This is a genomic window from Paenibacillus hubeiensis, from assembly GCF_032334105.1.
GTDB lineage: Bacteria > Bacillota > Bacilli > Paenibacillales > Paenibacillaceae > Paenibacillus > Paenibacillus hubeiensis.
Genome location: NZ_JAVYAE020000008.1, coordinates 79952 through 92750 on the forward strand (window position 1 = coordinate 79952; position 12799 = coordinate 92750).

Here is a 12799-nt window from a genome sequence, read left to right on the forward strand (position 1 = left end):
ATCTTTGTGTTACTCGCCCGCTCGTGGAGACCTCGCCGTCTCACGCAAGCTGTGGCTGACGAGATCAAAATATGTGCCTTCAAGCAGGCCGATCAGCGTATTCGTAACGCAAACTTCAATTACGTTCTCCCCTGGTCGAAGCCATTCGGCTGCGCCCGTCCATTGATAAGGGGACCAGCATCTCACGCCAAGACTGTGCCCGTTCACTTTCACTTCGGCGGCATCCTGTACGTTCCAATCGCTAAATTCCAGTTCGAATGAGGATTCTTTCAAGTCGCCGAGGTCCAGTTCGACGCTTTTTCTATAACTCATTTCCCCGGCATAGTGAGGATATAATGCTTGCGGCTCTGGCGTTATGCGATCTGCCGTATCCGGTTCCCGCACCAAAGATGGAATGGGCCTGACCCCATACTCCACCCCGAAACGCCCTTGCAAATAAATCGGATCGACGATGCCATGCTCATCCTTAGTTACCTGTACGGTCACGGTCAATTCGTTCAGGCCATGCCGGATCAGCGTTGAAATATCGCAGGCTACATTATCGTGATCCGTAATTTCAACCTTGCGGAATTGGTCGGGACGTATCTCCTGTCCATTGAGTTCCATGACCCACTGGCCCGTCACTGCAGCCCGGTCCATAAACAACGTGCACTCGGACGATGATACGTCCCATTCGAATGAAGTTTGATAGCGGCACTCTACCGGATAGGACAGGCTTGCTTTTTTCGGGGTACCGAACACCTGCGAGAACCGAAGCGGCAAACGGTGGCGCTCGGACAATCCGGCGGCCTGATCGATAAACGGCTTGACCTCAACCTGCTCCCCGGTGATGAACTCGCCTTGCGCATCCGATGCTGTCAACCGGAAATGTCCAATCCGCAGCATGTTGGACTGCATGGCCTGCACGCTCCAAGGCCCTTCCGCAGACAGCGTGATCCGCGTCGGCTCTTTTCTCTGTTTCTCGTTACCTGCACCGGTTTTCACCAAGGATTCGGACGTATCCGCTTGCACCAACGACAATTTAATGGCATGGGCACCATAAGGGGCGAATTCAAGCGAAATGCACCATTCCGCGCCATGTCTGGAACAAAACAACGCTTCCAAGGCACCTGTCTCCAGATCAAGCCGTTCGGCAACCAGCAACGATTCAGGCACCGACTTTGCATCCTGCCAAAGCCTTTCGGGCACGATATGCAGCTGCCCTTTCAGCCGCTGTCCCTCCTGGTTGGTCAGAAACACCATATGCTCGCCTTCGGATAGCTCCCTCGTTTGCATCAGCATGGAGGAACTTTCTTCCTCCATGCTCCAGCTGACTGCCTCGGGCAGCACCTGGTCAAGCAGCAGGGAGATCAGCTCCAGGGAAGCATCGTCTCCGCTTCCGGTCCCTGCGGGAAGAAAGTAGGAACTCCCTTTGCTGCCGCCGCCCCCGTCACTTTTTCCATCGCCCTGTCCCTGATGCCACATGGCTTCCGTGTCGTAGGCATCTGCTTCGCCGTGCAAGCCCCAATACTCTTCCTGGGCCAGCTCCGTTGCGCCGAAGAAACGGCCTGCCTCATCACCTGCCGGGCTGCCGGGCTGAATCGGAACATGCGGCGGCAAGCCAACCGAAACGACGGTTCCGCCCTGCTCTACGAATCGCTTCAACTGTTCCCAGGCCGCTGCCTCCAGATTCAGCATCGGCGGCAGGATCAGCACCTCATAACGTGCGACCCCGATCCGGATTACGCCGTCAGCAACATCCGCTTCAGCGAGCAGTTCCGGATCCAGATGGTCATAATCCCGCCGATTCTCCAGCAGATGAACGCCGATGCGCATCCAATCGTTCGTAAGCCGTTCCAGCTTGGCGCGTTCGTGCTCGTCCTGACCGCCGTATTCGAAACCGTGCAGCGGATTGCCCATCAGGCTCCAAAACGTGGTTGTCGGATCAAGCAGGGCGATGCGGATATGGGCCGTGCCTGTGCTCATCAGATAACCGAGACGTCCCGCATAATCCGCCAACTGGCGAAAATGCCGCCAATACGGGTTCTGCAGGAACTGCGACGGCGGAGCGTCGTGCTTCGCCAAACCTCCGATCGTATAGAAAAAGGCGTGGAAGTTATAGAAATTCGTGCCCATCGCCGCCATGCGGTCGATCATCCATTTGGCGTCCTGCAGCGTCATTGACCAGCCGACGCTGTGAAAACATTCAATCAGGTTGCGATCCCGTCCGAGCTGTCTTGCGAGCGAGCTGACCATTTTCGGATTCTCGCGCAGCCTTCTGCCGTAACGCTCCAGAATCCAGGAAAGGGAACGCCCGATTTTCTCGTGTGCGGAATCGCCTCCTGGCATATGGCTGAACAATTGGGTCGTCATGCGTACGCCGGGCACTTCTGCCGCATATTGAATGCCTGCCTTTTCGCACCAATCGTGCACTTGCTCATGATATGAGGACCGCAGCAGCAAATGCAGCGTTTGGTAATAGTCGTAGCGAATGCGCTCGGCTCCCGGCACATCGGCGTATAACAGCGCTGGCAACGCCTCTGTAAGACTGTAACCGCAGCGTTCGGCAAAATGTCGGGGGAGCTGCGGCGACCATGGGATGGCACCGAGCGGCGCGATTTCGTCGGTAAACATGCCCTTGATTACGCTTTCAAAGTGCTCTCCCACCGCTTCACGGTAACGGTCATGCGTCAGTTCGATAAATCGGGACATCGCCTCCCGGTGACAGGGGTCGACAAACGTGCCGTAGTACTTGAAATCGTCGATCTCCCGTTCCTGAAAAACGATGACGTCCCACTCTCCCGGCGGAGCATCCCACAGCAGTCGAAAGGCCGTCTGATATGTAAAAAACCGTTTGCGGTTGTAGGACGTCAGGCCGGTCTCCTGGTACACTTGCTCGGTCTGAATGTTGCCGATGAATCCGCGCACGTCAAGGGCATCCTTCCATACCCTCTGCCCCTCGTCATTTTTGGGAATCGCCCGGGCATACAGTATCCGTCCCCATGGCAGTTCCTTGTCCACATGATCTCCGCCTTGGACGGCAATCTGATGGTGAACGAGTTGGCGCTGCTTCGCCTCGGGATAATCAAGCGTCACTTCCCCTCCGGCCATGCCGCTGGGATAAGGATACTCGTCATACAGCCACACCTGCATGCCGCACTCCGCTGCAGCCTCAACCGCGATGCGGACCTTGTCGAACCAGGCTGCCGACAGATAAGGAACCTGCAGGCCCTGACGCGGGCAGATAAAAAATCCGCCGACACCCTGCCTGTGCATTTCGGCGATCTGCCTGCGGATTTGCCCTTCCTCCATGTCCCCGTTCCAAAACCAGAAAGGGTGTATCCGGTACTGCGCCTCGGGATTCAGAAACGTCTCCGAGTTCCACATGTTCGCCTTCCTCCCCGCATGTTCATGAATGATCTCCGCTTGCCTTTTCAGTGCGTTTAAGTTTGAATGCGTTTGTTTTTCTTTGATTATACATCAATCCCCAACGATGGAAACGTGAAATCAGCGTTCATTGCCCTGTTTTTTCAACAATTCTGTCCGATTCGTCCTAGGGAAACGGCCCGGCTGCCCTCGTTAGGGAACGCAAGGCCGCCGGGCTCCGTCATGTCATTTCTACTTCAGTGCTGCATACAGCTCGTTGACTTCCTTCACGTACTCGTCTCCGCCGCTGCTTTTCCACAAGGCAACCGCATCCTGGAAGCCCTTCTCGTCGATTTGGCCGACGATGTATTTGATGCGTGCATCGTTAATGATATTGTCGAGCTGAGGTCCCTTCTGAGCGTACACATCGGAGATCAACGGTTCGCCCGGATTGGGAACGACGATCTCTTCGTTGGCTTTCTGTACTTCAATGACTTTCTCGCGCACTGGCGTCGGCTCGATGCGGAAAGCCCGGTCCTCCGGCACGAACATCAGAATTTGGTTCAAGCCCTGCAGATCGCGCAGCTTGAGCTTATCGGTCGTCGGAACGATATAATCTCCTTTTTTCTCGTACTGCTGGCCTTCCAAGCCGTTGGACAATAGCGCCTGCAGCTCCTGGTCGTTCAATTTATCCAGGAACGTGAGTACTTTTTTCAAATCTTCTTCGGTTTTGACGCTGCTCTTCGACACGGCAATGAGGCCGTTGTATCCCGACGTCGGCATATCGCGAAGCCCCTTCGGCCCCTCCATCGCCTGCAGCACGTCGACGCGTCCGGTCGCCGCCGGGTCCTTCTCCAATATTTTCTGATCCATGCGCTGGGCATTGTCGGCCACGTCGACCATCACTCCGGCTTGCCCGTTCACGAACGGATCGGACAGCTTGGTCGCATCCATGACGGCAAAGTCCTTGTTGACCAAACCTTCGCTGTATATTTTGCGGAAAAAGTTCAATGCGTCCATGTATTCCTGCGTTTCGTGAGCCGGAACGAGCTTGCCGCTCTCGTCCTCGCCCCATTTGTTCGGTGCGCCGAACCAGATCTGCATGTTGTCCCACGGACCGGTGAACTTGCTGGCAACCAGGCCGTACGTATCGTCCTTTCCGTTGCCGTCCGGGTCGTCATGCGTGAACGCTTTGAGCACATTGTAGAACTCGTCGATCGTCTTTGGTTCCTTCAGTCCGAGATTCTCCAGCCAATCCTTGCGGATAGTCACCCCGTTGCGGCCGAGCGGGCGAGCCCGGTAAATGCCGTACGTTTTGCCGTCAATGGAGGCGTTGTTCGTGATGATCTCGTTCATTTGGCTCAGGTTCGGATAATCCTTCAGGTAAGGGCCAAGCTCCCAGAATGCCCCTGTCCGTGCAGCATTGATGAAACTCGGTGTTTTGCCCAGCACGACCATAATGTCCGGCAGCTTGCCCGATGCAAGCGTAATGTTGAATTTGTCGTCATACGAACTGCTCGGCACCCACTGCAGATTGACATCCACGCCCGTCAGCTCCTCTAACTTTTGCACGACAGGGCTGTTCTCCGGCGGATTTTCCGCTTCGAAGTTCGGCAGCATAATGGTCAGCTGCTCCTTGCCCTCAGCGCTTCCCCCGCCTTCGGCCGGTTTATCGGTCGAGCACGCCGCCAGAATCGTTCCCAATAACATGGATGCGCAAATTACAAGCGCCACCTTTTTCAAACCCGTTTTTTGTCCCATACGTTCTCCCCCTTGGCTTTAACCTTTGATTGAACCTAACATGACACCTTTGGCAAAATGCTTCTGCAAAAACGGATACACCAGCAAAATCGGAATGGTGCCGACGACGATGACCGCCATTTTCACCGACTGCTCCGGCGGTTTGACGAAATTGGGATCCATGTTGGCCATATCGCCCACGCTGGCCTGCGATAGCAGCACAATCTGTCTCAGCATGACCTGCAAGGGCCATTTGCTGCTGTCCGAAATGTACAGCAATGCCGAGAAAAAGTTGTTCCAGTGTCCTACCGCGTAAAACAGCGCAAACGTGGCAATGACCGGTTTGGATAGAGGCAGGATGATCCGCCACAATACCCCAAGATCGGAACAGCCGTCGATCCGGGCCGCTTCCTCCAGCCCAGGCGGCATTTGCTGAAAAAAGTTTTTGACCACAATCAAGTTGAAAGCGCTGATCGCGCCAGGAAGCATCAGGGCCCAGTAGGAATCGAGCAGTCCAAGTCCACGAATGACAAGGTAGGTCGGAATCATGCCGCCCCCGAACAGCATGGAGAAAATGACCATGTTCATGATCAAATTGCGTCCCCAGAAATCGCTGCGCGACAGCGGATAAGCCATCGTCATCGTGAAAAACAGGTTCACCAACGTGCCCGCAACGGTAATGAAGATGGAGACGCCGATGCTGCGGAAGATGGTGGATGAAGAAAAAATGTATTCATACGCGCTAAGCGAGAACACCTTGGGGACTAGGAAAAAGCTTCGTTCGGTAATTTCAGCCTCGGTGGCAAACGAATTACCGATAATGTACAGGAACGGCAGGACGGTCAGGATGCCCAGTATGCCGAGCAGGATGTAGTTGAATACGTCGAACACCCTGCCCGCAGGGCTGTTGAACAAACGGCTGTTCATGGGCGGTGCCTCCTTTTGAAGAATGGGTTACATTGCGTGCAGACCAAGCCTGCATGACAAATACCGGGACCGGGACAATACCGTGATGGCTAGTGCTAGTAAATGCCCGGATGGCCGAATTTTTTGGCAAGCTTGTTGCTGCCGAGCACCAGAATGATGCCGACGACCGATTTGAACAGGCCTACCGCGGTACTGTAACTGAATGCTCCTTGCGTGATCCCGACGGTATACACGTAAGTATCGAAGACATCCGCCACATCGCGATTGAGCGAATTGGTCATCAGGTAGATTTGCTCGAACCCGGTGTCCAGAAAGTTGCCCAGCCTCAAGATGAGCAAAATGACGATGGTCGTGCGGATCGCCGGAAGCGTCACATGCCACATGCGCCGCAGCCTGCCTGCACCGTCCACAATAGAAGCTTCATATTGTTCAGTATCCACACCGGCCAGTGCCGCGAGGAAGATGATCGTGCCCCACCCCATCTCCTTCCACATCATCTGAATGATGATGAGCGGACGGAAGGCGTCCGGACTGGAAAGCACATCAATCGGTTTGCCTGTGATCCAGGCGATCAGTTCATACAGAATGCCGCCCTGAGGCGTCAGAAATACATATGTGATGCTGGCGATGATGACCATCGACACAAAGTGGGGCACGTAGACCAGCGTTTGAATTGTTCTTTTGAAAAAGGCCATTCGGATTTCATTCAACAATAAAGCGATGATGATCGGTGCCGGGAAAAAGAAGATCAAATCATAGATGGCAAGGATCAACGTATTGCGAAGCAGCCGGAAAAAATCCGGATTGGAGAAGAAGGTCGTGAAATTCTCGAAGCCTACCCACTCCGAATTGCGAATGCCCAGAAACGGCTGGTAATCCTGAAAAGCAATGACGATCCCCCACATGGGCAAATATTTAAAGATGACGAAGTACAAAAAACCGGGAAGCACAAGCACGTATAACCATTTGTTGCGTCTGATCTGCCTTTTCCAGTTCGCCTCCTGTTTCGTCTGCAGCCCGGAGCCTTCGGTCTGGATCGCGGCGGCGGCATTCCCATTCTTCCCGCTCATAGCTCTCTCCCCTCTCTCAATTGAAAGCGTTACCAACATGCCTGTTAACCACAGTATACATCCGGTATTTTTCCGGCAACCTTCATTTTTTGCAAAGGGACCGCAAGGCCGCACCAAGCCCGCTATAGCGCCATTTCCAAAACGGCTTGCACCTTTTTGGACTTAATGCATTGCACATTTTTGCAACTTGCTACATCTTTGCTTTGAGAGCAGTTCTAGGCTTTGCGGATAAACAAAACCGGAATCCGTGAAGCCGGATTCCGGTGATTATTTGCCACCCCATTGATCGCGATATTGACTCGGCGTGATGCCTTCCTGTTTTTTGAAGATGCGATTGAAATAACTATGCTGGTACCCCACCTCGCCTGCGATATCGTTAATCTTCATCGTGGTCTCGCGCAGCAGTTTCTTGGCGGCATCCATGCGGACACGGGTCAGGTAATCGATAAAATTCATGCCTGATACCTGTTTGAATGCTTTGCTTAACGCATAAGCGGTCATTTGCTCCGCATCCGCACAGCTTTCGAGCGAAAGTTCGCTGCGATAGTTCTCCTCGATATAACGCATCGTACGCTCAACGACCTGCTTCAGCGGTTCTTGGGCGCGCTGTTCGATTTCCACTGCATACGGCCGGATCACCTCGCGAATCATCCACTGCGCCATCTGTTCCGGTTCGCGAATCGCCGATAAACGCTCATACATATTGATGCCTTCGAACAGCCTGTAAGGCGTTACCCCGGTCTGCAGCATCGTATGCTGTATGCTTCCGAGAAGCTGCAGCATCATCTGCTGCAGGCGGAATTCGGTGCTTCCGCTGTGCATAATCTCGGCCATGAAGCGTTCAAGCCCTTGCTGCGCCTCGTCCTGCTTGCCCATGCGAATCGCCTGAATGATCTCCCGCTCCAGACCAAGAGGATATGTTGCCTCGTCCATGCGGCGCCGGAAACATTGCTCGTCCTCCAAATCGAGCACCTGGTTCCCTTCCTCCACGCTTCGGTAAGCGACGGCTTGCTCCATTTCCACATAAATGCCCGGCAGCTCCTTGAGCTCTGCTGCCGCCCGGCCGATCATCAGCGTCACGTTCATTTTAAGCGTGCGGTTCATGACGTCTATAAATTCCTGCGCCCAGGCCATGGCTTGCTGTTTGGCGTCCAGCACGTTTGGCGTGACCACCAGCATCGCTGCCGACAGATCATGGAAATTCATGACGCTGACCTGGGTAAAATGTTCCTTCGCGACCTCTTCGATAATATTGACTGCCGCAAAGGTAACGAGTCCGGTATCCTTCGTTTCGAACCGGCCCTCCAGCCGGGAGTACCCGGTGAAGTACATTTGCATCAGCAAATAGCGATGCGCTTCGACATCAAAGCCCAGATTACGCATCCGTTGTCTCAGATCCTGCTCGTTGTAGGCAAGCAAGTGACCCTGTACCAACTGCAGCACAAAGCTGTCGCGCAAATGCGGAAGCTGTTCCTGCAGTTGGCGGTGAGCAGACAAACTCTGCGAAGTCAGTTCATGCCACTGCTGTTCCAGCAGCTCGAATTCGTCCAGTCCCATGCCGGGAAGCGTTTCGTTTCTGTTCGGCGACAACAAATGAAGCATCCTGGCGACCGGAGAATAGATCCGATGGGAGGCGAACCACGACAGAAGCAGCCCCAGCAGCAAGCTGCCTGCGCTGGCGATCACGATGATTTTGGATACCAGCTTGACCGGAGACGTCACGGACGATAACGGCGCGGCCGATACGTACGTCCAATCCGAATCGATCCGGCTCAGTGATCCATAGGAAACCGAGTAGGTCTCATCCCCATATTTATACAGAAAGGACGGATTGTCTGCATGCTCGGCCAACGCTTCCTTAAGCCGAAGCTCAAAATCCTTCTCCTGTTCGCTTGCTCCCGGGTTTCCGGTGACCAACGTGTTTCCTTCCCCATCCATCAGGAACGTGAAACCTTCGTCATATGGAGTAAGCGTTTTCAGCAAACTGGCGATTTTATCATTATCCACCGTGATGATCAAGGCGCCAAAGGGATTGACGCTCTCCCCCGGTATTTTGTGCACCAGCACCAGCCCTTCCCCTTTCCCCATATTCAGCAGGCTGCTGCCGGAAGGCTTGGATTCGGATTCGGAGCCGAATTGGCCGGCCGTCCAGTCGGTCCAGTAAACATGGTTGCCCATCGAGAGGTAGCGGTCGTACGCCCGGATCTCTGCTTCATTTTTCAATTCGTTGTATTCGTGGTTAAACAAAATCGGCTGCGGTTCCCTCAAATACATCTGCACGGATTGGATCAGCGGATGGGAACCCTGAAGGACGTAAAGCGTCGTCACGATCTCCTGCGTTTCCTTGAAATAATAGACGAAATCCAACGTGCGCAGAGCACTCCCGAACCGAGGTTCGAACGCCCAATGGGACAGGTTCATTTCCAGATAAGCCAATTGGTCGTCCACGTTGCGGGCCCGGTTCTCGATCTGGCTCTGATGCATGCGGTTGAATTCACTCTCCATCTGTCCTACGACCATCCGATACATGACGCCGCCGGTAATCAGTCCCGGAATGCTGGCAATGAGCAAAATCAACATCAAGCTGTTCCGGTAAAAGCGGCCCCGCTGCCGCCCTGATCCCCAACGGTTCGTGCGCAGCCAGCGTCCGGCGGACATGCCTGCTCTTCTAATCGGTTCCATCGAGCCCCACCTGCCTGTCTGCATATGTACTCCATGTCATGGAAGTTCCTCATCTCCCTTGTAACATGATCTGCCCTCCGGCTTTCCGCCTTGCTTTTTTCGTTCATGGAACCGAGGGACGGAAGGGTATGATGCGATCCATGCGCAATCGTATTCCTGTATCTTCGTAGTTTCTTATTTTCCCATCAACCTTGATGGATTGTAAACCCTTTCCTGTATTATAAGCTCATTCCATAGCCGAAAGAAATGGTGCAAAAACAAACATTTTTTAACCGATGTTTTATTACGCGGGCAAAATGGATTACAATGGAGTTAAGCAGACATGAAGGAGGCTCTTGATCGATGAAAGAACAAGCTTATTTTCAGGAAAATAGAGAAAAACACCTGGCAGAGTTGAACGAATGGTTGTCCATTCCGAGCATTTCTGCCATTTCCACGTATAAAGAGGATGTACAACGCGCCGCGAAATGGGCAGCGGATGCGCTCACGCGCGCAGGCATGGAAAACGTGGAAATCATTCAGACCGCTGGACACCCGATCGTGTACGCCGACCATTTGCATGCCCCAGGCAAACCGACGGCCCTGATTTACGGTCACTATGACGTGCAGCCGGTCGATCCGCTGAATCTGTGGGAGACGCCTCCGTTCGAACCGACAGTGCGCGACGGCAAACTGTACGCTCGCGGGGCAACGGACGACAAAGGCCAAATTTTCTTACATATTAAAGCGGTTGAAGCCCTGCTCGCCGAAAACAAAGAGCTGCCCGTCAACGTGAAATTCTGCATCGAGGGCGAGGAGGAAATCTCCAGCCCGAATTTGCCGATTTATTTGAACGACAACACGGAGAAGCTGCGCGCAGACATGGTGCTGATCTCCGATACGTCGTTGCTGGAAAAAGGAAAACCGGCCATCTCCACGGGCCTGCGCGGCTTGTGCTCGCTCGAAGTCGATCTGTACACGGCCAACACGGACCTGCATTCCGGCAGCTTCGGCGGCGGCGTGCCAAATGCGCTGCATGCGCTCGTATCGCTGCTCGCTTCGCTGCATGACGAGCAAGGCCGCGTTAGCGTCGACGGATTCTACGATGGCGTGCTGCCATTGTCTGCCGAGATGAGAGAAGAATTCGTGAAGCAAGGCTTCAACGAAGAACAGCTTCGCCAGGACCTGGGACTGGAACAATTGTACGGTGAAGAAGGCTACTCCTTCGTGGAGCGGGTCGGAGCGCGTCCGACCTTGGAGCTGAACGGCGTTTGGGGCGGCTTCCAGGGAGAAGGCACCAAAACCGTCATTCCAAAGGAAGCCCATGCCAAAATCACGTGCCGCCTCGTGGCCGATCAGGACCCGCAGCATGTGCTGGACCGCATCGAAGCCCACCTGCACGCACATGTGCAGCCTGGCGCAACGATTCAAGTGAAGCAAATCGAACGCGCTTTTGCATTCAATACCGATCCTTCCAATCCGATCCTGCAAAAAGCGGCAGACGCCTACGAGCAAGTCTACGGTGTGCGCGCGTTGTTCACGAAGGACGGCGGCTCCATCCCGATCGTCGAGAAGCTGTCCCGCGTGCTGGGCGTTCCGGCCGTCATGATGGGCTTCGGCTTGCCAGACGAAAACCTGCATGCCCCGAACGAGCACTTCAACCTGGAGAACTTCGATAAAGGGCTGCTCACCATCGTGCAATTCCTGAAAAGCCTGTAAGCAAACGATTTGTCCTTGATATGGTTCGATTGTTATTAATTTGATGGGTTGGTTACTGTTTATGACCGATTCTATGCTTGCATGGCGAGCCTGCACCTCTGTATGAAGAATGGGATTTGACCCTGGGATACGGACGGTGACCCCCGACTTATAGGTTGAATTGAAATGGATAATTGACGAAACACCGCGTGCCTTTGTTGGCGCGCGGTGTTTTTACGGCGTATGGTGATTGGAGAAAAACATTGCGGGTTAAGGCCGAAGGTTTGGCGTGAAGGGATTTGGTGCGATGGCTGCGAGCATGGGCGTGCACGGCCACTCTCTCGCAAGCACACGGTACACCGCTTCACGACAATGGTGGTTAGCCACACAACTATGTTACGTGACTCGCTTGATCCCCAAGTTGCTGTACGTTGCCAAGGGCAGGGCGTGTTGCCCCGTATCGCTTAAACTCTTACGAACCTGACACATCTTATTGGCTCGACAAACGGTGTATTCCAAATGTAACGAACCTCAGACACGTTATTCGTACCAGATCGGCTCGTTCGGGGCCAATTTCGGCAAAATAACGACGCTGAAGTTCGTTAACATTTCTAGACAGCTATTTTCAGCCAAATAAGCGTTCTGATGTTCGTTAGAATTGAATTCCCCGTCTCCTTCCGCTTGCCTCCCTTCTTTTTGTACTCTCCACAGCTCCCCAAGATACGTTATCTTGTATCACTTTTATTGGGCAACCCAGCACGTACTACCACTGTAGCGCACCTGTTGTCCAGTCACCTATTCCCCTTTAACCTGTCCCATCAACTGGTCGATCCACGTTTTCTCGCCCGTGATCTGGGCCAGGGACAAGTTAAGCACTTCTTCGCGAAACGTGTCCGGCTCGCGCTGCTCTTGCCTTTGCAGCAGATCCGCTTCAAGCGTATCGAGCTGCTGCCGCCTCAGAGAAAGGATGCGCAGCCGATTCTCGGCGGTAATGTGGTGGAACAGGGATACCCGGATCAGGAATTCCACCTGGCTTTTGGCCTCCTTTTCGGAAAAGCGATTGACCAGTTCCGTAATCTTTTTTTCGCCCAATTTCGTCAATTCATAGATGGTTTGATTAGGCCTTCCGGCCTGCTCGTTCAATCGTTTGGTCACCAGCCCCTCTTCCGCAAAACGCCGCAGCGTCGGATACAGCATGTTGTGGTTGATGTCCGTCAGGTAACCGATGTCGTGCTGGATTTGTTTTTTGATTTCGTAGCCGTGCCGCGGACCTTTCTCGATCTGAATCAATATTAGCAGCTCTATGTACATAGTTTTCGTACCTCTCGTCGTGTGATTTGCCTTGGAGTACATGTTTA

7 protein-coding genes are annotated in these 12799 nt (G+C 53.8%); 1 reads left to right on the forward strand and 6 read right to left on the reverse strand.

Annotated elements, in window-relative coordinates; translation table 11 throughout:
- Nucleotides 1–9: 9 nt before the first annotated feature.
- The 5 genes from RSX24_RS19905 to RSX24_RS19925 form a co-directional block, all read right to left on the reverse strand.
- Complete coding sequence (locus tag RSX24_RS19905; protein ID WP_343261611.1) at nucleotides 10–3366, reverse strand: glycosyl hydrolase; 3357 nt, start codon at nucleotides 3364–3366, stop codon at nucleotides 10–12.
- 231 nt (nucleotides 3367–3597) lie between these two features.
- Nucleotides 3598–5106 (reverse strand): extracellular solute-binding protein, encoded by a 1509-nt coding sequence (locus RSX24_RS19910; RefSeq protein ID WP_236414466.1) that lies wholly within the window; start codon nucleotides 5104–5106, stop codon nucleotides 3598–3600.
- Between the two features lie 18 nt (nucleotides 5107–5124).
- Nucleotides 5125–6012 carry a carbohydrate ABC transporter permease gene (locus tag RSX24_RS19915; RefSeq protein WP_236414467.1) on the reverse strand — a complete coding sequence of 296 codons (888 nt, stop codon included), beginning with the start codon at nucleotides 6010–6012 and terminating at the stop codon, nucleotides 5125–5127.
- Between the two features lie 95 nt (nucleotides 6013–6107).
- Nucleotides 6108–7082 carry an ABC transporter permease gene (locus RSX24_RS19920; protein WP_236414468.1) on the reverse strand — a complete coding sequence of 325 codons (975 nt, stop codon included), beginning with the start codon at nucleotides 7080–7082 and terminating at the stop codon, nucleotides 6108–6110.
- 267 nt (nucleotides 7083–7349) lie between these two features.
- On the reverse strand, nucleotides 7350–9764 hold the full coding sequence (locus tag RSX24_RS19925; RefSeq protein ID WP_343261612.1) for a helix-turn-helix domain-containing protein: 2415 nt from the start codon (nucleotides 9762–9764) through the stop codon (nucleotides 7350–7352).
- A gap of 342 nt (nucleotides 9765–10106) precedes the next feature.
- Here RSX24_RS19925 and RSX24_RS19930 point away from each other — a divergent pair, with 342 nt between their 5' ends.
- A complete protein-coding gene (locus tag RSX24_RS19930) occupies nucleotides 10107–11462 on the forward strand; it encodes a dipeptidase (protein ID WP_339274338.1) in 1356 nt (451 codons plus the stop codon).
- A gap of 774 nt (nucleotides 11463–12236) precedes the next feature.
- On the opposite strand, the gene RSX24_RS19935 is transcribed toward RSX24_RS19930, so the two are convergent.
- Nucleotides 12237–12752 carry a PadR family transcriptional regulator gene (locus RSX24_RS19935; protein ID WP_339274340.1) on the reverse strand — a complete coding sequence of 172 codons (516 nt, stop codon included), beginning with the start codon at nucleotides 12750–12752 and terminating at the stop codon, nucleotides 12237–12239.
- Between the last annotated feature and the right edge of the window lie 47 nt (nucleotides 12753–12799).